Origin of the sequence: Streptomyces sp. NPDC005863, assembly GCF_042871345.1 — a bacterium.
In the GTDB taxonomy this organism is placed as follows: domain Bacteria; phylum Actinomycetota; class Actinomycetes; order Streptomycetales; family Streptomycetaceae; genus Streptomyces.
This window is the reverse complement of the sequence record NZ_JBIAII010000002.1, coordinates 1,129,003-1,148,718: the sequence shown is the minus strand read 5'-3', so window position 1 is coordinate 1,148,718 and position 19,716 is coordinate 1,129,003. Positions and strand designations below refer to the sequence as shown.

Here is a 19,716-nt window from a genome sequence, read left to right as displayed (position 1 = left end):
GCCGACGGGGCCCGGCCCTCCGGCTTGACTTCGAGCGCGCTCCAAGTCCTAGCGTCCGAGGGATTCGTCAGCCCTTGAGGTCCGCCCGGTCCGCCGGGCAGGAGGAGTGTCCGCGCATGATCACTCGAACCACGCTCGGCTCACCCGGTCTCACCGTCAGCGCGATGGGCCTGGGGTGCATGGGGATGAGCAAGAGCTACGGCGCCGCCGACTGGGACGGCGGCCTGGCCACCATCGACCGGGCCCTGGAGCTGGGCATCACGTTCCTGGACACCGCCGACGCCTACGGCACCGGGCACAACGAGGTGCTGGTGGGCCGGGCCGTCCACGGCCGCCGGGACCAGGTGCAGCTGGCCACCAAGTTCGGCATCGACCGCAGTGCCGGCGACCGGGCACGCCGCATCCGCGGTGCCCGGGACTTCGTGCTCCGCTCCTGCGATGCCTCGCTGCTGCGCCTTGGCGTCGAGGTGATCGACCTGTACTACGCCCACCGTCCGCCCCAGGACGTCGAGATCGAGGAGACCGTCGGGGCGATGGCCGAGCTGGTCGAGGCGGGCAAGGTCCGCCATCTGGGCCTGTCCGAGGTCGACGGCGAACTGCTGCGCCGCGCGCACGCGGTGCACCCGATCACCGCGGTGCAGAGCGAGTTCTCGCTGTGGACCCGCGACGTCGAGGCGGTCACCCCGGTGATGGCCGAGCTGGGGGTCGGACTCGTGCCGTACTCGCCGCTGGGGCGGGGGTTCCTGACCGGCACCCTGGACCGCTCCACGCTGGGCGAGAAGGACTTCCGGCGCACCAACCCCCGCTTCGCCGGCGAGGCGGGCGAGGCCAACGAGAAGATCGCGCAGACCGTGCGCGAGGTGGCCGACCGGCTGGGCGCCACCCCGGCCCAGGTGGCGCTGGCCTGGGTGTACGCCCAGGCCGAGCGGCTCGGGGTGGCGGTGGCCACCATTCCGGGCACCCGCAGCCCGGCCCGGCTGGAGCAGAACGCGGCCGCGCTGGAACTCGCCCTGGACGCCGAGGCACTGGCCGCGCTGGACCCGCTGAGCGACCAGGTGAGGGGAGAGCGCTACACCTCCGCACACACCGCTGAGGTCGCTCAGGGTTAGGACTCCAGTCCGACGTCACGATCTGCCCGGCCCGATGCGGCGCCTGCTGCGGTACGCCCGCTGGGACGCCGCTGCCGTCCGCGACGATCTGCGCGCCTACGCCGCCGAACACCTCGGCACCGACGGTGCTGTCCTGGTCGTGGACGAGACCGGCTTCGTGAAGAAGGGGCCCGCCTCGGCGGGTGTCCCATTAATCCCTGGCCGCGTGGGCGTTGAGCTGGCACGATGGCAGCCATGACTGCAATCCGAAAGGCCGATGCCGCGTAGACGGCCCGGCGACTTGCGCGCCCAGCACCATGGTCCTCGTGTCCGGGAGGATCCGCCGCCGACTCGGATCCACGGGCTTTCCGCCCGTACCAGCCTGGCGATACACCGAGCGGAGCGCCTCTCGGGTGACTACTACCTCTTCCCTGGTGCCACGGCCCGTGCACTGCGGCGATATCAAGCGTTCCTGCAGCCGCCGGGGCGGCGGCCCTTGTATCCCCAGGACGCCCGCTGCTCATGCCGCGGCTGCTCCTTCGACGATGTTCGTCATGCCCGTGACGTGCTCGAAGAAGTGCTGCCGAAGCTGCCCTTCCGCTCCCGCGCCGAGCTGAAGCACCGGATCGCCTCCCTGGACGTCATGTACCTCGACCGCACCCTGCCTGATCCCTTCGCCGCTCGTCGGCAGTGGCGTGCCTACCTCTGGTGGCGTCGCCGTCTCACGGCAGGCGGAGAGGCGATGTGAACTTCGTGGCCCGGGCCGACACCGTGAAGATCACCGCATGACTGGTGCGATCACTGCTTCGGAGCCTTTGAGGCGGCACCGGCCAGCGGCCGGCTGACCACGACGGCCACGGGGCCCGCTGCTACGCCCCCTCCGAACCACCTGAGTCACCCGCGCCCCCGAGTCGGTCGCCCAGCTCGCTGCGGGCGTAGAGGACACTGCGGCCGGCCCGTGCCCGGCTGACGAGGCCGCACGCGGCGAGGACGGCCAGGTGCTGGGAGACCGCGCTGGGGGTGACGCAGAGTGTCCGGGCGAGGGTGCCGGTCGTCGCCGGGGTGTCCAGGGCCGCGAGCAGGGCGGCTTTCGGGCGTCCGACCAGTGCGGCGAGTGCGTCGGCGGGCGGCGGCGCGACGGTTTCCCACAGGGTCGCGACCCCGCGCGCGGGGTAGTCCACGCGCGGCACTTCGCCGATGGGCGCCGTCGCCTTGCGTCCGAACAGCGTCGGGCACAGGGTCAGCCCGCCACCGGCCGGCACCCGGCTGTGGGCCCCCATGGGATGCAGCCGCAGGATCCCGGCCTCCCAGCGCACGTTGGGGTGCAGATCGGCGAAGAGGGCCTCCGCGCCGCCGTCCGTGAGCTGTTGGGCCCGGTGGAGGATGTCGGCCTCCTACACCGCCCGCATCCGGCGCCAGTGCGGTTCCAACGCCACGTACCAGTACGCCTCCAGAGCGTCGGCGATCCGGTCTCGCAGGACGACGGGGTCGCCGCGCAGCACCGCTGGCATGCGCTGGTCCTGGTAGGCGGTCGCGATGTCCTCGCGTACGACGGCCGGCGCGGTGGCCCGGACGGTGGCCAACTCCTCGCTCATCTCCGGCACTCGCGACAGGGGGCGCGGGGTGATGAAGTCCGGCAGCCAGCGGCGATCGCTCACCAGGGCGAGCAGCAGTGCGCCGTCCAGCCCCGCCAACTGCGCGCGCACCAGGCGCATCCACCGCGTGTGCAGCGGGAAATCACCGGGGTCGCGCAGCGCCCACAGGCTGTGACACGTCTCCTGCAGCGGGGAGATGGCGAAGCGCACGCGCGCCAGGTCCTCCACTCCGAGTTCGATCTCGATCACGCCGCCGCCCGCCCCCTCTGGATGTCGAACCGTATGGATTTAGCTCCACCCTAAATCTCTGTCACCCGCCCGGGTGCGACGGTTTCAGTGAGCGGCATGATCCTGCCTCCGCGCGGCCCTTTGCGGGTCTATGCCACCCTGACCTTCTTCGACTCGCTGGTGCCCGGCATCATGCTCGCCGGCGGCGTCCTGTTCTTCACCAAGGTTGCCCACCTGGGCGCGGTGCAGGTCGGCAGCGGCCTGTCCCTGGCCGCGCTCGCCGGACTGGTCGTGGCCGTTCCGGCTGGCCGGCTGGGAGACCGCGTCGGACACCGACGCCTGCTCATCGGCCTCAGCGTGCTGCGCGGCCTGATCCTCGCCGGATACCAACTCGTCGACTCCTACCCGGTGTTCTTGGCGGTGGCGTGCCTGGCGGGCTTCGCGGAAAGCGCCGTGGCGCCCGTACGGCAGGCGTACCTCGGCGCCATCACCACGCCGGAGAACCGTGTGCGGACGCTTGCGTTCAACCGCGTCGTGCGCAACGTCGGCGCCACCCTGAGCACGCCCGCCCTCGGGGTCGCCCTCGCGCTGGACACCCCTGTGGCCTTCCGTGCCCTGATCGGCGTGGGAGCGGTCAGCGTCCTGACCGTCGCGCTGGTCGCCACCCGGCTGCCGGAAACCACCACCGCCGCCACCACCACCGCCACCACCACCGCCGGGCCCGGGCCCGACGGCACGGCACGCGCGAAGAGGATGAACCCGAAGAGGACCGGTCCGAAGGGGACCAGCCCGAAGGGGGCCAAGCGGTCGGGGGTCCTGCGCGACCGGCCCTACCTGACCCTCTCCCTCCTCAACGGCGTCCTGATCATGCACATGGAGCTGCTGGAGATCGGCATGCCGCTCTGGGTCACCCACCACACCCGGGCGCCCGCCTGGGCCACCTCCGCCCTGCTGTTCACCAACGTCCTGGTGGCCATCGGCTTCCAGATGCGCGTCGGCCGCACCGTCACCACCGTGTCGTCGGCGGCTCGCGTCCTGCGCCGCGGCGGCTACTTTCTGCTGACCGCCGCAGCCCTTTTCGCCCTCGCCGAAACCCTCGGCCCGCTGCTCTGCCTGACGGCCCTGTTCACCGCCGTCGTGCTGCTCACCCTCACCGAACTCCTGCAATCGGCGGGCTCCTGGGGCCTGTCGTACGACCTCGCCGACGCCGCACGCCTCGGCGAGTACCAGGGTGCCTGGAGCGTCGGAACCCACCTCATCCGCTCCTGCGGCCCCGTCCTGGTCACCCTGGCCCTCTCGACGCTCAACGCCACGGGCTGGCTCATCATCGGCCTGATCTACGCGGTGGCGGCAGCGGGCGCCGTCCCGCTGGCCCGCCGCGCGGAAGCCGCCCACGGAGCGAGAGCGAAGACCCCACAGCCCACGACCGACACGACGCTCCCGGTCGAAGTCCCGGCCCCCCACAAGGCGTGAGGCTCCCTCCCTCCCGCTCGTCCGGGCCATGGGCGACACCTCGGACGAGGTCCACGTGCTGCTCCGCCGCGAAGTGCACCATCGCCGCCGGCTGTACGACGTAAGGTGACATGGCCGATCGACCGGGGGGCCGGACACTCCGCGTCCGCGTTGGGGGAACTCGCATGCGTACTCGTACTGCCGCAGCTTCGGCAGTTTTCATCCTGTGCACCGTGATGGGCTCAGTGGCCTGCTCGTCTTCCTCGGACGGCAACTCGCCTACGGGTACCTCGACCTCGGGCGAACAGGGGAAGAGCCGGCGCCAGGCGCACAGGGTTGCCCCCGATGTCGACCCCTCGGCCTGCGCGACTTCCGGCGAGAAGATCCCGGAAGGCTGCGCGGTCGACATGGATGTAGCCGAGATGGACGAGGCAACTCCTGCCGCGGAGCCGCCTGCGACGAATGCGTACGTGCCCCCGACGGAGTGACTGCGCCCACGAGAGGTGGCCTGGCTCGACGATGGCCGGGCCGGACCGGGCCGGACCGGGGGCTATCCGCGGGCGGCTAACTGCCCGGGGAAAGACCCGAGTTCGGAACAGTCACCGCTCCCTGACCGCGTAAGTCACATGCGTCACCCGCGAAGAGGGCTCCGCGTGGACCTGTTCCAGGGCGACGCGGCCCGCGTCCACGCCCTCGAACAGGCGGATTCCGGAGCCGAACAGCACGGGGGAGAGGGCGATCGAGAACTCGTCGATCAGGCCGGCGTTCACGTACTCCAGGATCGTCGCGCCGCCACCCGCGACGCGGACGTCCCGGTCGCCGGCGGCCTCGCGGGCCTGGGCGAGGGCGGATTCGATGCCGTCGTCGACGAAGTGGAACGTGGTACCGCCCGGCCGCTCCCAGGGGTCACGCTTCTCGTGCGTCACGACGAAGACCGGCGTGTGGAACGGCGCCTCCTCCGGCCACATCCGCTCGCCGGCGTCGAACATGCGCTTGCCCATCACGCTCGCGCCGGTGCGCTCGAACGTCTCACGCACGATGTCGTTGTCGCGCCCCTCCTCACCGCCCCCGCCCAGCTTCAGGTTCTCCCGGAAGAACCGCTGCGGGAAGACCCACCGTTGCAGCTCCATCCACTGCTGCCCCATCAACTCCTCGGAGGACTCGGGCGCGATGAACCCGTCCAGCGACATCGACACGCTGAAGAACACCTTGCCGACCATCAGCCCTCCGCTCCCTTCCGGGCGATCTCGGTGACGTAGGCGGCCAGGTTGCCCAGGGTCTGCCGGCCGGCCTCGATCGCGTGGTACTTCTCGACCGCCTCGTCGCGCTGCTCCTTGGTGGGAAACACCGTGTGCATCCCGATCCGGGTCGCCGTGCCGTCGGGCTCGAACGTCTCGAGCGTCTCGAACGTCAGGACCGACTCGAAGGCGTTCGGGTCGTCGCGGGTCTCACCGTGGAGCATCGCGATCCGTTCCGGCGGGGTGAGCTCGGTCCAGGTGATCCACTCCTGGTAGTCCGTCCCGTCCGGCGCGTGCATCACGAAGTCCCACACTCCGCCGACGCGGAACTCGAACGCCCGCGTGGTGGTGGTGAACCCTGCCGGCCCCCACCATCGCGACAGGTGCCGGACGTCGGTGAACGTCTCGTACACCAGCTCCCGTGGGGCGTCGATGATGCGGGAGATGACGAGCTCCCGGTCGGCTGGCGACGACTGCGCCGTAGTTCTTTGTGACGGATGCGCCGGCTTTCCTTGTGACAACTGCGGCGGCGCCCCTTGTGGCGACTGCGCCGGCGCCCCTCGTTCTGCCGTGCTCATCAGCTACTCCGCTTTCCTCGTCTGCTTCAGGTCCTGTACGTAGGTGTCCAGTCGGTCGAAGCTCTCGTTCCAGAACTGTTCGAAACCGCCGGTCCACTCGTGGACGGGCCGCAGCCCGCCGGCGTCGAGCCCGTACAGGCGCTGCTTGCCTGCCTTGCGGTCGCGCACCAGCCCGACCTCCCGGAGTACCCGTAGGTGTTTGGACGCCCCCGGCTGGGTCATCCCCAACCCCTCGGCCACCTCGGTCACCGACCGCTCGCCCGCCCGCAGCAGCACCAGGATGTCCCGGCGCTGAGGCTCGGCGATCGCGTTGAAGACGTCCGACGTCGTCGCTGCTCTTGCCATGGACAAAATCATATGCCGATATGGGCATACGTCAAGCGGTCGGGGTCGAGGTCGAGGTCGAGGTTGAGGTCGAGGTCGAGGAGCAGCGAGCCGGATCCCTCCCCCGTGGACCCTCACTCCTCCGTCACGGGCAGGCACTCGGCGAGCAGGTCGACGACGTCGCGCCAGGCTCGCTGCGCGTGCCGTGGGTGGTAGCCGACGCCGGGCACCGCGGGATGGTCGACCGGCGGGTGGTGGAAGGCGTGCAGGGCGCCGCCGTAGATCGTGAGGCGCCAGTCGACGCCCGCGGCCTGCATCTCGGCGGTGAACGCGTTCCGTTGCGCGGGCGCCATGATCGGATCCTCCGACCCGACCCCGGCCCACACCGGGCAGCGAATGCGTGCCGCCTCGCCCGGCCGGCCCGTGGTGGTCGCGTTGACCGTCCCGATCGCGCGCAGGTCGACGCCGTCGCGGCCGAGTTCCAGCGCGATGGCGCCTCCGGTGCCGTAGCCGACGGCGGCGATCCGGTCGGGGTCGGCCCGGGGATCGGCACGCAACACGTCGAGCGCCGCGTGGCCGATGTCCCGCATCCGGTCGGGGTCGGCGAGCAGCGGCATGCAACGGGCCAGCATCTCCTCGGGCTCACCCAGATAACGCCCGCCGTGCAGATCGAACGCCAGCGCCACATATCCCAGTTCGGCGAGAGCATCGGCCCGGCGCCGCTCCACGTCGCTGAGCCCCATGCCCTCCGGTCCGACCAGCACCGCGGGCCGCCGGCCGGCACCGGCCGGGAGCGCGAGGTGCCCGATCATCGTCAAACCGTCGGCCGGGTACGCGACCGTACGCGTCGAAATCGTCGTCATGAGCCCGGACTGTAGTGATCGTCGAGCCCGGTCCGGCCAATGTTCTGCCGCAGGCAGAGCGCGGGTTGCGGCGGGGCCGGGCGCGCGCCACCACGCGTCGAGGGCGGCCGGGAAGCCACCTGACAGGCGCACTGCCGCGACCGGAACGGGGTAGTGGGTGGCAGAAGGGATCGGCGGCGATGCCAGTCCTGTGACTCGCGGAAGAGGTGGGGCTGTGGAGTTCCTGCACTTTGCCGCGGACAAGCCGACACCGTTCTGGCCCACGGGCGCAATCATCCTGGTCGCCATCATCCTCATCGCCGGACTGGGCGGGATCTGGCGTGAGCGGAGGATCAAGAAGGGCAAAAAGACCTAGGCGACGATCAGGTTCGCCACGACCCCGAGCACGGTTGCCGCTGCCGCCGGAAGCCAGGAGTTGGTGGCGTGCAGCCCCAGAGTGAAGTGAACTCAAGGACGAACAGGGCGGCCAGGAACGTCGTCAGGCACGAAGTGACCTCCTCTGCCGCCCGCTTGGTCCCCTCCGCGAACTCGCTGAGCCGCAAGAGCAGCAGGCACCAGCCCCAGCCCGGTGAACCCGGCCGAGGCAAAGACCTTTTCCCCATGTTGGAAGGAACCCCATGTCGGCTCATCTTCATCACCTGGCCGACGCTCGTCGCGCATCGCTGACACCTTCCTGGCGCAAGTGAACAGTTCCTGAGGCGGGCCGCACCCTCGCGGCGCACGCAGGGTGCGGCCCGACGCCGACGCTCATGAGAAGTTCGGCCGCTAGTACTCGTCGTTCGGCCGCTCGTATGCGTCGATCGTCCCGTCTCCGTTGTCGTCGTACGAGTAGTCGTATGCATCGCCGTAGTTGTGCCGGTAGCGCATGCATGTGCCCTCGGCGAGCAGTTCGGGCTCGTCGTCGTAGTAGCCGAGGCGGAGGGTCACCCGGATGCCGTCGTCGAGGATGGTGGTGATGCCGTCGTCGACCTTCTCGACGGTGCGGCCGTCCTCGCGCCAGGTGGCTCGGAGGGATGCCAGCGCCGCACGGTAATCGTCGTCGGTCACGGGGTCACGCTGGTGGGCTGGCTCAGCAGATTCGCTTGCGCCCCACCGAGACGGCCCTGATGTCTGTCAGCGGAGATACGCCGCTGACAGACATCAATCGGAAGTTTCCACCCGGAAGGCGCTCTAAATTTCAGGTTACACCGGTTCGGATTTCCACAAGTAGACCGACAAGCCCAAAGCCCACCATCACCCATGCGAAAATCCGAAGTTGGCGTGGCGAAGACCTCTCCCCAGGGCCAGGGAGTGAGGCCAAAAGGAACGCGAAGAATCGATCGGCAAGATCTGCGACGTTGCGCGCGAAAGGGATTCCTATAGCGGTCATTGCCGCATAGAAGATCACCGCCAAGCGAACACAGTGATGCCCGGGATCACCCGCCTTTCTGGCATAGCACCCATCTATGGACGTCACCTACTCAGGGCAGAGCCGTACCACGACGTCTTGTACGCGAGCTGCTGGCGGATCTCTCCGAATCCGACGTCCAGCGGGGCCGTGTTCAGCCCGGCCCTCTGCCGCACGTTGCTGGGCGGAGCCTCAGCCATACCCCCGCGACCGGCAGCCCTGAACAGGAGCCACGACGCATGACCACCCGCAGCCATGCCAACCACGCGCCGAGGAGGCAATCCGCGCCGCTCCTAGGGGGAAGGGAGCAGCCCCGCACGCCTTCGGCGCGTGCGGGGCTGCTCCGTGGGTCAGGTCAGGCGCCGACCTTGTGCAACTTGCCAGGATATGCCCAGCTTGTCTTCCAGGTCTTGCCGGCGCGGACCCTGTGCCACTTGTCCGGCTTGTGGTCGAGGATCACGTGGTAGGTGACAGAAGAGGGACACTTGTTGTGCAGCTTCAGGTGGTCGGTCCAACCGGAGGTGACCAGCGAGCCGTGTCGGGCGCACTTCGGCACGCGGTCCCGCCCCTGCGTGTCCCACCGGATGTCTGACGTCACGGTCACCGACTTGCCTGCCCTGTCGAAGAGGTGTTCCGTCGCCGTACTTGTCGGCCGGTGATCGGCTGCCGACGTCGTCACCGCCGAAGACGGACGTTCCCCAGACACCGTCCCGTGGTTGTTGGCCAAAGCATTGCCGGGAGACAGCGTGAGCAGCCCCGCTGCGAGTGCGCTCGCAGCGATGCCCTGCACCGCCTTTGTCGCGTACCTCATCTGACGTCCTCTCAAAGGTCAGGCCCTGATGGGCCTCGGTCGTTCGGCATTTGCGTGGCCCCAGTCCCCTATCCGTCCCATAGACGCGGTAAGGGGGCCCCGATAGGAGGGGAGAGAGCACAGTGCGACCGCTCTCCCGGTGCCACGAGTGCTAGTTCAGCGGCCGGATCGTTGTCTCACAGCCCCCGTTCGTGCACGTAGACAATGAATGAGGTGGCCCACCGGTCCGTGCTGGCAGCCCTGGCGAGGCCAGTCATGCGGAGCCTGGCCGTCGTTCGGTCGTCCTGGTTGACCGCCCAGGCGCGAGGGGGGGACCTGCCAGTCTCGCGCCGGGAGGATGCCGATGACTGCATCGATACCTGACCTGCCTACCTCGACCAGTTCCGCTACGACACCGCCAGCACATGCGGGTGGGCGATCGCCGTCGGCGCCTACTGCCACCTCATCGCTGCGGCGTCCTCGACATCACCGGCTCTCCGCGCGGGCTTACACGGAGCCAAAGCCGTCCTGAGACTCCACTGGGCTGGCTTGCGGGTGCCTTGTTGCTGGTGTGGTTGCGTGATGGGCTGATCATGAGCGCTGAACATCGGGGGGAGAGGGCTGAGATCGCGGTGGGACGTCGTGAGAAGCCGATTGATCCGGTCACCGGACCGGTGCAGCGATTCGCTTTCGAGTTGCGCAAGTTGCGCCAGGAGGCGGGCAGCCCCACGTACCGGTCTATGGCGCACGAGTCGGGGTACTCCGTCGCCGCGCTGTCGCGCGCTGCGGGCGGGGAGGTGTTGCCGTCGTTACCGCTGACGTTGGCCTATGTGACGGTGTGTGGTGGCGACCCGGCGGACTGGGAGCGGCGATGGCGGACGGTTCATGAGGAACAAGTTGCTGAGCCCCGGGCCATGGACGAGGAGTCGGCGGACCCGCCCTACCGCGGACTGGCCCGTTTCGAACCGGGCGATCGCGCGCGGTTTTTCGGCCGGTCCCGCCTCACGGATCGTCTCACCGCCCTGACACGGGCTCACCGTTGTGTCGTAGTGCTGGGGCCTTCGGGGAGCGGCAAGTCTTCACTGTTGCGGGCGGGCCTCATACCCCGGCTGCGGGAGGCCGAGGATCCAACGTCGCGTCCAGCGGCGATCCGGATTTTCACTCCCGGTCCCCGGCCGATGCGTGATCACCATCAGCGGTTCGTTCCGGCTGACGGGTCGGGAGATACATGGCTGGTGATAGACCAGTTTGAAGAGGCGTTCACCCTCTGCAGGGACTCCCGCGAGAGGCGGGAGTTCATGGATTCGCTGTGGACATCTCAGGCTGCTGACAGCCGTCTTCGGGTCGTGCTGGGTGTACGAGCGGACTTCTATGGCCGTCTTCTTCAGCACCAAGGTCTGGCCACTGCCGTGGCCGAGGCCGCTCTGCCCGTCGGGCCGATGTCCGCCGACGAGTTGCGCGAAGTGATCGTCAAGCCTGCTGCCGCGGACCGGCTGATCGTCGAACGGGCGCTGACGGCGCGCCTTATCCATGAGACCGAAGGTGAACCCGGTGCGCTGGCCTTGCTGTCGCACACCCTCCTCGAAACCTGGAAAAGACGCCGCGGTCGCACCCTCACACTGGAGGGCTACGAAGCTGCCGGCGGCCTGCACGGTGCCATATCCCAAACCGCAGAAGCTTGTTTCATCCAGTTCTCGCCCTCGCAGGCCGAAGAGGCCCGCCGTATCCTGCTGCGTTTGATCACCCCCGGTGAGGGGGTGCCGGATACCCGGCGGCCTGCAAAACGGGCGGAGTTGGGCCTGACCGAATCCACAGGCCGGGAAACCGTCCTCGACCACCTGGCCGACGCCCGGTTGGTGACCTTGGATGACGACACGGTGGAGCTGTCCCACGAAGCGCTGATCTCCGCCTGGCCCAGGTTGCGGAACTGGGTGGATGAGAACCGTGAGCGGCTGTGTCGGCACCGGCGCCTGACCGACGCGGCTCGAAACTGGCACGACCGTGGCCGCGACAGCGGATCGCTGTTACGGGGCGCTGAACTTGCCGAGGTCGAAAGCCTCTTCCACATCACCGGTGCTCGCGCCGAACTTACCGCTCCGGAAAGGGACTTCCTCGATGCCTGTATAGCCTCTCGCGCCCGCGCACGTCGGATGCGGAGCGCTGTCGTCTGCGTGGTGTCGCTGGCCGTGGTGGGCGCGCTGATAGCAGGAGTGATTGCTTGGCAGCAGAACAGGACGAGTGATCAACGGCAAGCTGAATCAGTCGCTCGTAGGGTGAGCGCCGTTGCTCAGAGCCTGCGTTCGTCCGAGCCGGTCCTCGCGATGAGGCTCAGCCTCGCGGCGGGGGCGCTGCACGAGAGTCCGGAGACTCGCTCGGCGTTGTTGGGTGCCATGAACCAACCCGAGCAGGACGCCTACCGCCTCGCCGGAGCAGAGGATGGGAAGGCATTCCTCAGTAAGGATGGTCGTATCGCGGTGACTGCGGATGACCGGACTGTGCAGATGTGGGATGTCACCGCCCATTCAAGGACAGCGTCGCGGCCAGTCAGAGGGTTGGGACCGTTGTGGGATGTCAGCCCTGACGGGCGCAACGGGGTCACGGCCTCGGGCGGACTGACCAGCCTGCAGGACGTGCGTACGGGAAAATTCATAGGCTCCGGCGTGGAGGACAGGGGGTATTACAGGAACTCCTTCGGGCCCAGTGGCCGCACTGTTCTGGTCGAAGACGGCTACGGAGGTGTGCGGCTGTGGGACATGAAGGACCACCGACTGCTCTTCAAGAAAAGCCGCTGGGTGCAGCGCCCGAGCCTCAGCCCGAATGACCGTTTTCTGGCCCTGTGTCCTCGCGCCGGGGGACGAGTTCAACTATGGGATGTGGTCAAGCACCGCGAGCTGCCCCTTCGACGGCCGCAAGCGCAACTGAAGCTGGCATGTCGTTCTCGGGCTCTGAGCTTCACGCCGGACAGTCGCGGAATGGCCGTATACACCTCGAAAGACCTCCTGATCTGGGACCTGGCCTCCGGGCGGGTATCAGCCCGGATCCGGCACCGAGGACTGGATGAGTTCGAGTTCAGCCCCGACGGAAAGTTCGTGGCGGCCACCGACGGTCAAGAGATCCTCATGTGGCGGGTCGCGGACCCCGCAAGACCGGTCATGCGATTCCCGCTCGCTGACGAGTACGCCACACAACTCCGCTTCGACACAGACGCTGGAGTGATCCGCTACCTCAGCGGTCACGGATCTTACGATCGCACCGTGCGCACGCTCTCATACGGATCCGTCATGACGGGAAAGTGGCACAAGGAACCGGCTACGCAAGGAACGTTCACTCCAGACGGCCGCTCGTTGGGGCTCAAGCGGCACAGCGGAGACTTCTCCTGGTTCGAAGTCTGGAGGCTGCCAGAGGCGAAACGCATCACTCATACACCGAACCTGCACTGCCGCGAACCACGCGAGCGTCACGTGAGGGGACTGTGCTCCACCACCTTCGCTCTCAGTCCCGATGGCGAAACTCTCGCGTACGGCCGAACCCTCTTCAACGACGATGGCAACCGAGTACGTGAAAGTCTGACGCTCTGGGATATGCAACGGCAAGGCCCTGCTCACTCGATCACCTTCCCCCGGCCGTTACCCGATGTGGGTAGCGGCGAGATGGAGGGAATCACCTTCAGCCCTGACGGGCGATCGTTATTTTCCCTCCGAGAAGGCTTTGAAGACATCGACGTATGGGACACCTCGCGAGGGACGAGGAAGAGAAGAGCCAGCAAACCGATTGCCATCGGTTACTCGCCTCCTCCTGCCGCCGTCAGTCCCGGTCAGGTCGTCTTGCGCCCGAGCGGCCGAACACTTGCCACTGCGGGACGGATCCTTTCCGGCCTCCCGAGCTCGGCCACCTCTCGCACGCTGAAGATGCCGCAGCCATCGGCTCTGGCGTACAGATCCGACGGTGGGCAGCTGGCGGCCGGCGGCGACCTGGGAAGCGTCGTTCTGTGGGACGGAGCGGTCAAGCAGCGGCTCGGAGCTCTCGATGGAACCTATCGACCCGGCCGACCGGGAGGCGCCGAGGCGGTGTCCGCACTGGCCTACTCTCCCGATGGAAAGGTTCTGGCAGTCGGAGGAGAGAGAGGCACGCTTCAACTGTGGGACATCGCCTCCCGTCAGCCTCTCGGTCTGCCCTATCCCACGCGGGGCGATGCCATCGTCGCTCTGGTCTTCGCTTCAGACGGGCGCACAGTTGTCGCTGCCGGCGAGCACACCCTTCCGCAGTCCTATGCAGTGGATTCTCGTCGTGCCACCGCTTCTGTCTGCGCACGTGCAGGCGGTGGTCCGTCCCGGGTGGAATGGCAGGCCTATCTACCGGAATTCGCCTATCGCAAGCTCTGCTGAAGTACCGGCGGGCAGATCCTTTGGCGCTACCCGTCTGGCCGTTGCGCTACTTCACCGCGGCCACTGGTGCCGACGCCGTGGACGCCGGTGTCCTTACCGAGGACCAGGCCGCCGCCGGGCACAGCCTCGCCGCGGACTACGTGCGCTGGCAGACCGCACGCAACCGCGCCCAGCTCGGGCGCGAGCGGCTGGACCTGGTCCTGCTGCACAACCCCGAGCGCGCCCACCGCGGCGACCGCGCCGCCCTGCACGCCGCGATGCGGGACGCGTTCGTCGTCCTGGAGGCGGAGGCGGCGGCCGGGAACGTGGCGGGTTACGGCGTCGCCACCTGGGCGGTCTGGAAGAAGAGGGGTTCACGGTGGGGCAGTTGCTCGCCCTGGCCACGGAAGCCGCGGGCGGCCGGCACCACCTAGTCGCGGTCCAGATGCCGGTCAGCCTGGTGATGATGATGCCGATCGTGCAGGCCCTGCACGGCCGGGGCCCGCTCCCGGCCGCCGTGGACGCGGGGCTGCGGGTGATGGCGTCCGCGCCGCTGCACGGCGGGGAGCTCCCCGGCATGGTCGACCAGGAGCTCGCCGACCTCATCTGGCAGGGACTGACCCCCGCACAGGCTTGCGTCCTCACGGTCGCGTCATGCCCAGGAGTGACGGACGTCCTTCTGGCCGCCTCCGGTGCGCCACACTGGAGGGAAGCGGCCGACGCCGTCGCCTAACCCTCCCTGACCGCCGCCAAGTTGCGGGAGATCACTGGTGTACTCGCCGCCCCCTGACCCGGACGCCGAACAGCGCATGCGCGCCCACCACACGCACGCCGCGAAGGCCCTGGACGTCCAGGTGGAGCCGGGCGCGGAGTTCTGAGGGTGGGCCGGGCGCACCCTGGGTGCCCCGGCTCGCACCGCTGCGGGCCTGCCCGCCTGGCTGCGCCTGGTGTCCGTGCCGCAGGACAAGGCGTCGGGGAAGTTGTGGGACGGCGCCCTCGAGGCCCAGCACGCCTTCGGCGACCTCGACGGCCAGCGGCCCGCCCTCCTGGCTCTCCACGACGCCGTCGACCACCGGGCGGAGCTGTCGGTCCGCGTCGATGCCCCGGTCCTGTCAGCCGACCCGCCCCTCCAGCACGAGGCCCAGCTGCCCGACTCCTGGTGGAACGACCTCGCCGAGACACTCGGGTAGGTGGCGTCCGTCGACACCGGCCGCGTCGCCGTACGACAGCAGTACATGGAGCGGGCCATCCCCGAGTTCGTGGGCATCCCTGCCCCGGCGGTCTCCTGCTGGACCACAGCCCACGCAGATCTGCACTGGGCGAATCTCACCGAACCGCTGCGCCTGTTGGACTGGGAAGGATGGGGGCGGGCCCCGGAGGGATTCGACGCCGCCACGCGCTACGCCTACTCGCTGCTCCAGCCGGACACTGCCGCCCGCGTCCGAGTCGCCTTCCCTGTCCTGGGCAGCAAGACGACACCGCGCCGACGACCGCCCCGCCGGAACCCCCACCGGTGGGGCGGCCCCGTCACAGTTCGTCGGCACCGTGAACGCCGCCCTCGTCGGCATTTTCAACGCCGGGCAACGCCGTGTCCGCCGCATCACCGTCATCGCCGATCACCACTCCGCTACGCGCTCTCAGTCTCAGGCAGAAGCGCCGCTTTGGCCGGTGCCACAGGGTACGGATCAGCGCCAGCGGTTGTTGCTGGTGTGGTCTCCGGCGAGCCAACGGGCGAGGTCGGCGTGTGCGGTGGCGCGCTGTTCGGCGTCGATCTTCTCCACGTCGGGGTGGTCGACGGCGAACTCCAGGATCAGTCCGTTGGGGTCCGTGACGTACAGCGAGACACAGAAGCCGTGGTCGATCACGTGAGGGTTCGCGTCCACGGAGCCGGCCGCCTCGACGCGCTCGCGGATGGCTTCTTGTGCCCCGGCCTCGACCTTGAAGGCTATGTGACGCAGAGGAGTTGAGTTGATGCTGGTCCTGAACTCCTTCTGGTCGTTGGGGTCCGCGAACTGAAAGAAGGCGAGCGCGCTGCCGTCGGCCAGGCCGTAGAGAGCGTGACTATAGGCGCGCTCGACGCCGTGCATCACCTCGCGCTCGGTCCACGTGGCCACTAACGGCAGGCCGATCACGTCCTCGTAAAAGCGGCGGTTGGTTTCCTGGTCGTCGGTGATCCAGGCGTGGTGGTGGAGACGGAGGGGCAGGGATCGGACCTGGGCGTGCGGCGCGGGCCGTGTCTGCGTCGACGTCTGCGTCATGTCGGTCATCTCCTGTACGTAGGTGCCTAGTTGGGCCAGGCCGCCGATGCTGGTCGGCGTCGCCCTGGAAAGCATTCCACCAGGATAGGTTGAAGGTTAAATCATTTTTGGCCATGTTCGGAATGCGGGCCATCTCCCGGAGCTTGCGCTGGGCGGGCCTCGATGGCCTCGGTCGGGTAGACGGCAGCGAGTGACACCCCCACACCCCCACAGCCGCAGGGACGCGTGGTCGCCAGGAAGCCAGTAACCGAGAGGCCTGGGAAAGGCTCCCCTGTATCCCGTCAACTCGGGTTGGGGGAGCCTTCGGCTTTGCCGAGCGCCTACATCTACTCGGCCAGCTGTTTCTTGAGCTCTGCTGCGTTCGGCCCGGTGTCCGTGGCGGGGACCTTCCACCGGTGCGCAGCCTCGTCACCGTCGACGTAAATCAGGGTGCCGCCCTTCGCCTGCGCCGGGGTGAGATCGAATGCCCGCAGCCGCCGCTGGTAGGTCCCGGGCTGAACCGGATCTTCGTTGTTGAACTTGTCGACGACCACGTTGTACGACTCGCCGCCACCAACGTCGATGGTTTCACCGTCAGGCGCCATCCACTTCCAGCCCCCACCGGAGACCGGGGCGACCTCGTCGGCCGGCGCGCCCGTCATCGCCTTGTCTTTCAGGGCGACGACGGCGAAGACACCGTTGGCCGCGGTCTCCGTGCCGTTCTTCTTCACGTACACGACGGTGTCGGGCGTGATCTGGAGGACGCCGGTGCCGCTCTCGCCGATGGTCTGTGCCGGCTCGCCGAACTTGAGGTCTGCAGCCTGCCCCTTGGCCCCGTCGCCGCCAGTCCCGGCGCCCTCATCGGAGCGGTGCTTCATCCAGTCGGACTGGCTGATGTCCTCGTCCATGCAGTCGACCTTCTTCGAAGCTGCGGCCTTCTTGCCCCCGGACGTCTTCCCGTCGGTCTTGCCTTCGTCATCACTGCTGCCGCAGGCAGTGAGAGCGGCCAGTAGCAGAAGTGTTGTGGCCGCCGTAGCGCGAACGCGCATGTGCCCCCCCCAGGGTTGAGCTAGAGGGACACCGTTGGGCAGAAGCGATGAGCGAGGGAGGGCGGTGGTTGAGCTGTGACATGTGGACATGACTGCGCCCCGCCCTCGGATGAGAGTGGGGCGCAGCGCAGCCGATGCGGCGAGAAGTGGTCGGATCACAGCCAGTTGACCTCGCTGACGGTGGGCGGCAAAACCTACGACGGCCGCTACGGCTCCACGGACCAGAGCGAGCGCATCAAGCTCGGCGACACGTACTTCCACAACGGGCCGCTGGGCCTGTCGGCGACCTTAACTGCGGGCGTGGACACGGGCTTCAACCGCGAGCCCGGGGGCACATTGAACTCCATGACCCGGGACGGGAAGACTTACTTCTACCTCACCGACGCACTCGGCTCCGTCGTCGGGGTCACCGACGAGGCCGGCGAGAAGGTCAACACGTACTCCTACAGCCCGCGCGGCGTGGAGCGGTCGACCACCTCGGAGAAGACCACGCAGCCCTACCGCTTGCCGACGGCTACCAGGACCCCACCGGCATATACCACTACGGGGCCCGCTACTACGACCCCAACATCGGCCGCTTCACCCAGCCCGACCCCTCCGGCCAGGAACAGAACCCCTACCTTTACGCCGAAGGCGACCCCGCCAACCGCATCGACCCGAGTGGCCTGCTCTCGTTCGGTGATGTCGTCGGAGCCGCCGCCGGTGCGGTAGCGACTGCTGCCCTCGACGGGGTCTTGGGGTTGTGGCAGGAGGTGCGGTCGGCGGCTGTATCGGAGGAGGAATCACAGCGGCGGTCGAAGGAGAGGACCTTGGCGGAGTGGGCAAATCCTGCCTGGAACAGGGAGCACTCGGAGCCGCAACCGGTGGTCTCGGTGCGTTGACGAAGGCGGGCATGAAGGCCTACAAGAAGTAGCTGAAATGGCCTCTTTTGCGTGCGGGGAGCGGTGGCCCGTTCCCCGCACGCCGAGGGCGGAGAGAGAACGTACCTTGCAAAGCCACGCCAGCAGGCTGGGAGTGTTTCTTGCCGGTCTCGTCGTTTTCGGTGTTGCCGTTGTGTCCATACTCATGGCGATGAGCGGTACGCCAAGGACTGTTGTGGGTGGCTTGGCGCTGGTGGTCACCGTCCTGCTTTTCATGTTTGGCGGTGCCTGGGTGAATAAGGGGTCTCGTGCAAGATCCCGGTGAGGCCCGTCCCGCTGACTTGCCCAGACGCCCCGGCTGCCGGAACGGACCGACTACAGGATCAACTGCTCCGTCCGCAGGTGGCAGTCCCCCTCGGGTGACGCGCTCTCGACGTTCGCGTTGGCCCTCCTATGGTGCTCTCGAAGGCCACGCGCTGGCCCTCGGCACGAGCAGCATCGGGCTCGACCGCCACCCCGTTCAGGCCCCTCGTCCTCTCGGTTGCAGGGTGCCTCTCCGCGCTAGTGTCCTTGGCAACGAACCCGGACTTGATGGCCATCTCGCCGGTCTTGGCGTGCTGTTCGGCCTCGGTGCGGCGGCCAGGCAAGGCCGCGGCGGCGCGGTGCGGGTCGCCTTGGAGCCAGTAGAGGTCACCCAGGACGCGCTGGTGGCGTCCTTCCCAGCCCAGGTGCCGGGCGGCGGCCAGTGTGGTGGGGAAGTCGCCGGTGAGGCGTGCGGCTTGGGTCAAGCCGCGGCGGGTGGCGGGGGCGAGGCGGCCGCGGCCGTCGGCGACCTGCTGGTAGCCGCGGCGTGATTCTTGGGCGCGGCCGTTTGTCGCGCAGGGCTTTGGCCCGGTAGTACAGGGCCATCTCCTGCAGCTCGGCGGGCAGCAGCGCGGCGTTGATGGCGGCGGTGAGCCGTTCCACGGTGCGGGCGCGGTGTTCTTGCTGATGGCGTGCCAGGGTGCTGAGCAGTTCGACGAGCGCGTCGGCCGGCGTCGACGACGGGGCCGGGGTCGCGGCTGGTGCCGAGCGGGGCGAGCGGCGCCCATACGGAGTCCCCGACGTAGGAGAAGGCCGCCTCGGTGAGCCAGTCCAGGTCCAGGTCCAGGTCGAAGTCGCGGGCGAGGCGCAGGCCTTGGCGCCAGCAGCCGATCAGGGTGGGGCGGTCGAGGCGCGGCCCGTGAGCCCATTCGTGGCCCAGCGCGGCCAGCGCGGCCAGGGCGCGCCCTGCTGCTCGTTGCCAGTCCTGGTCGGACCAGCGGTCGTCGGTGTGGTCGGGGGCGTGGCGGATCGCGGAGCGGACCACCTGGTGCAGGTGGAAGGGCCACAGGCCGCTCGGGTTCTCCAGCACGAAGGGCCGCTCGCTCAACCGCAGGGCGGCGGCGTCGTGGCTGAGTCCGGCCACCTGGGTGGCCAGCGGTACGGAGAAGGCATCGAGCAGGATCACCGAGCGCAGCACATGCCGTTCTTCGGTGCTCAGGTCGCTGACGGTGCGGGAGATGAGCGCGGGGAAGTCTCCGAAGGCCTCTGGCTGAGGCCAGCACATGGGTGGCGAAGCTGAGGGGCTCCAGGTCCGGCTCGGTGTCCAGGATGTCGGCCAGGCGCGTGCAGCCGGCCAGGG

The 19,716-nt window shown here is 68.5% G+C and carries 19 protein-coding genes and 2 pseudogenes; 10 read left to right on the top strand and 11 right to left on the bottom strand.

Going from position 1 to position 19,716, the window contains the following annotated elements; all coding sequences use genetic code 11:
* Window positions 1-116 precede the first annotated feature (116 nt).
* The 3 genes and pseudogenes from ACFYO9_RS11160 (at window position 117) to ACFYO9_RS11150 (ending at window position 1,836) form a co-directional block, all read left to right on the top strand.
* Window positions 117-1,109, top strand: coding sequence for an aldo/keto reductase (locus ACFYO9_RS11160; protein WP_358773675.1), 993 nt, complete (start codon window positions 117-119; stop codon window positions 1,107-1,109).
* 43 nt (window positions 1,110-1,152) lie between these two features.
* Window positions 1,153-1,296: pseudogene (locus ACFYO9_RS11155) on the top strand (transposase); the annotation flags it as partial.
* A 357-nt stretch (window positions 1,297-1,653) separates the two neighbouring features.
* Entirely contained in the window at window positions 1,654-1,836 is a 183-nt protein-coding gene (locus ACFYO9_RS11150) for a hypothetical protein (RefSeq protein ID WP_358773677.1), read from the top strand.
* Window positions 1,837-1,957: 121 nt separating this feature from the next.
* Here the strand turns inward: ACFYO9_RS11150 and ACFYO9_RS11145 are convergent, their stop codons facing one another.
* On the bottom strand, window positions 1,958-2,368 hold the full coding sequence (locus ACFYO9_RS11145; RefSeq protein ID WP_358773678.1) for an ArsR family transcriptional regulator: 411 nt from the start codon (window positions 2,366-2,368) through the stop codon (window positions 1,958-1,960).
* 114 nt (window positions 2,369-2,482) lie between these two features.
* Window positions 2,483-2,932, bottom strand: coding sequence for a hypothetical protein (locus ACFYO9_RS11140; protein WP_358773680.1), 450 nt, complete (start codon window positions 2,930-2,932; stop codon window positions 2,483-2,485).
* Window positions 2,933-3,028: 96 nt separating this feature from the next.
* Here ACFYO9_RS11140 and ACFYO9_RS11135 point away from each other — a divergent pair, with 96 nt between their 5' ends.
* Window positions 3,029-4,384 carry an MFS transporter gene (locus ACFYO9_RS11135; protein WP_358773682.1) on the top strand — a complete coding sequence of 452 codons (1,356 nt, stop codon included), beginning with the start codon at window positions 3,029-3,031 and terminating at the stop codon, window positions 4,382-4,384.
* Window positions 4,385-4,962: 578 nt separating this feature from the next.
* On the opposite strand, the gene ACFYO9_RS11130 is transcribed toward ACFYO9_RS11135, so the two are convergent.
* From ACFYO9_RS11130 to ACFYO9_RS11115, 4 genes are all read right to left on the bottom strand, one after another.
* Window positions 4,963-5,583 carry a dihydrofolate reductase family protein gene (locus ACFYO9_RS11130; RefSeq protein WP_358773684.1) on the bottom strand — a complete coding sequence of 207 codons (621 nt, stop codon included), beginning with the start codon at window positions 5,581-5,583 and terminating at the stop codon, window positions 4,963-4,965.
* Complete coding sequence (locus ACFYO9_RS11125) at window positions 5,583-6,179, bottom strand: SRPBCC family protein (protein WP_358773686.1); 597 nt, start codon at window positions 6,177-6,179, stop codon at window positions 5,583-5,585. Before ACFYO9_RS11125 ends, ACFYO9_RS11130 begins: the two co-directional genes overlap by 1 nt.
* A gap of 3 nt (window positions 6,180-6,182) precedes the next feature.
* Entirely contained in the window at window positions 6,183-6,524 is a 342-nt protein-coding gene (locus ACFYO9_RS11120) for a metalloregulator ArsR/SmtB family transcription factor (RefSeq protein ID WP_358773688.1), read from the bottom strand.
* A 113-nt stretch (window positions 6,525-6,637) separates the two neighbouring features.
* The gene (locus ACFYO9_RS11115; protein ID WP_358773690.1) at window positions 6,638-7,366 is read right to left on the bottom strand and encodes a dienelactone hydrolase family protein; all 729 of its coding nucleotides are present in this window, start codon (window positions 7,364-7,366) and stop codon (window positions 6,638-6,640) included.
* A gap of 214 nt (window positions 7,367-7,580) precedes the next feature.
* Here ACFYO9_RS11115 and ACFYO9_RS11110 point away from each other — a divergent pair, with 214 nt between their 5' ends.
* Complete coding sequence (locus tag ACFYO9_RS11110) at window positions 7,581-7,721, top strand: hypothetical protein (RefSeq protein ID WP_358773692.1); 141 nt, start codon at window positions 7,581-7,583, stop codon at window positions 7,719-7,721.
* Window positions 7,722-8,131: 410 nt separating this feature from the next.
* On the opposite strand, the gene ACFYO9_RS11105 is transcribed toward ACFYO9_RS11110, so the two are convergent.
* Complete coding sequence (locus tag ACFYO9_RS11105; RefSeq protein ID WP_358773694.1) at window positions 8,132-8,413, bottom strand: hypothetical protein; 282 nt, start codon at window positions 8,411-8,413, stop codon at window positions 8,132-8,134.
* Window positions 8,414-9,108: 695 nt separating this feature from the next.
* Window positions 9,109-9,564: a hypothetical protein gene (locus ACFYO9_RS11100; RefSeq protein WP_355805979.1), complete on the bottom strand. Its 456-nt coding sequence runs from the start codon at window positions 9,562-9,564 to the stop codon at window positions 9,109-9,111.
* Between the two features lie 572 nt (window positions 9,565-10,136).
* On the opposite strand from ACFYO9_RS11100, the gene ACFYO9_RS11095 reads away from it, so the two are divergent.
* The 4 genes from ACFYO9_RS11095 to ACFYO9_RS11080 all read left to right on the top strand — a co-directional run bounded on the left by ACFYO9_RS11095 (window position 10,137) and on the right by ACFYO9_RS11080 (window position 15,097).
* Window positions 10,137-13,928 carry a hypothetical protein gene (locus tag ACFYO9_RS11095; RefSeq protein ID WP_358773696.1) on the top strand — a complete coding sequence of 1,264 codons (3,792 nt, stop codon included), beginning with the start codon at window positions 10,137-10,139 and terminating at the stop codon, window positions 13,926-13,928.
* A gap of 77 nt (window positions 13,929-14,005) precedes the next feature.
* Window positions 14,006-14,341 (top strand): hypothetical protein, encoded by a 336-nt coding sequence (locus tag ACFYO9_RS11090; protein ID WP_388666139.1) that lies wholly within the window; start codon window positions 14,006-14,008, stop codon window positions 14,339-14,341.
* Complete coding sequence (locus ACFYO9_RS11085) at window positions 14,296-14,640, top strand: hypothetical protein (protein WP_358773698.1); 345 nt, start codon at window positions 14,296-14,298, stop codon at window positions 14,638-14,640. The genes ACFYO9_RS11090 and ACFYO9_RS11085 overlap by 46 nt, the downstream gene beginning before the upstream one ends.
* A gap of 214 nt (window positions 14,641-14,854) precedes the next feature.
* Window positions 14,855-15,097: a hypothetical protein gene (locus ACFYO9_RS11080; RefSeq protein ID WP_358773700.1), complete on the top strand. Its 243-nt coding sequence runs from the start codon at window positions 14,855-14,857 to the stop codon at window positions 15,095-15,097.
* Between the two features lie 495 nt (window positions 15,098-15,592).
* Here the strand turns inward: ACFYO9_RS11080 and ACFYO9_RS11075 are convergent, their stop codons facing one another.
* Entirely contained in the window at window positions 15,593-16,240 is a 648-nt protein-coding gene (locus ACFYO9_RS11075) for a VOC family protein (protein WP_358773702.1), read from the bottom strand.
* A gap of 251 nt (window positions 16,241-16,491) precedes the next feature.
* Window positions 16,492-17,052, bottom strand: coding sequence for a hypothetical protein (locus tag ACFYO9_RS11070; protein WP_358773704.1), 561 nt, complete (start codon window positions 17,050-17,052; stop codon window positions 16,492-16,494).
* Between the two features lie 270 nt (window positions 17,053-17,322).
* Between ACFYO9_RS11070 and ACFYO9_RS11065 the strand changes: the two are divergent.
* Window positions 17,323-18,106: pseudogene (locus ACFYO9_RS11065) on the top strand (RHS repeat-associated core domain-containing protein); the annotation flags it as partial.
* A 731-nt stretch (window positions 18,107-18,837) separates the two neighbouring features.
* On the opposite strand, the gene ACFYO9_RS11060 reads toward ACFYO9_RS11065, so the two are convergent.
* Window positions 18,838-19,641, bottom strand: a complete 804-nt coding sequence (locus ACFYO9_RS11060; protein WP_358773706.1) for a hypothetical protein — start codon at window positions 19,639-19,641, stop codon at window positions 18,838-18,840.
* Window positions 19,642-19,716 lie beyond the last annotated feature (75 nt).

Excerpts from the sequence above, each read along its gene's own strand:
- ACFYO9_RS11100 (WP_355805979.1), bottom strand. The coding sequence starts at position 9,564 with ATGAGGTACGCGACAAAGGCGGTGCAGGGCATCGCTGCGAGCGCACTC.
- ACFYO9_RS11060 (WP_358773706.1), bottom strand. The coding sequence starts at position 19,641 with ATGTGCTGGCCTCAGCCAGAGGCCTTCGGAGACTTCCCCGCGCTCATC.
- ACFYO9_RS11120 (WP_358773688.1), bottom strand. The coding sequence starts at position 6,524 with ATGGCAAGAGCAGCGACGACGTCGGACGTCTTCAACGCGATCGCCGAG.
- ACFYO9_RS11070 (WP_358773704.1), bottom strand. The coding sequence starts at position 17,052 with ATGGACGAGGACATCAGCCAGTCCGACTGGATGAAGCACCGCTCCGAT.
- ACFYO9_RS11075 (WP_358773702.1), bottom strand. The coding sequence starts at position 16,240 with ATGCTTTCCAGGGCGACGCCGACCAGCATCGGCGGCCTGGCCCAACTA.
- ACFYO9_RS11160 (WP_358773675.1), top strand. The coding sequence starts at position 117 with ATGATCACTCGAACCACGCTCGGCTCACCCGGTCTCACCGTCAGCGCG.
- ACFYO9_RS11135 (WP_358773682.1), top strand. The coding sequence starts at position 3,029 with ATGATCCTGCCTCCGCGCGGCCCTTTGCGGGTCTATGCCACCCTGACC.
- ACFYO9_RS11130 (WP_358773684.1), bottom strand. The coding sequence starts at position 5,583 with ATGGTCGGCAAGGTGTTCTTCAGCGTGTCGATGTCGCTGGACGGGTTC.
- ACFYO9_RS11125 (WP_358773686.1), bottom strand. The coding sequence starts at position 6,179 with ATGAGCACGGCAGAACGAGGGGCGCCGGCGCAGTCGCCACAAGGGGCG.
- ACFYO9_RS11095 (WP_358773696.1), top strand. The coding sequence starts at position 10,137 with ATGAGCGCTGAACATCGGGGGGAGAGGGCTGAGATCGCGGTGGGACGT.
- ACFYO9_RS11115 (WP_358773690.1), bottom strand. The coding sequence starts at position 7,366 with ATGACGACGATTTCGACGCGTACGGTCGCGTACCCGGCCGACGGTTTG.
- ACFYO9_RS11145 (WP_358773678.1), bottom strand. The coding sequence starts at position 2,368 with ATGGGGGCCCACAGCCGGGTGCCGGCCGGTGGCGGGCTGACCCTGTGC.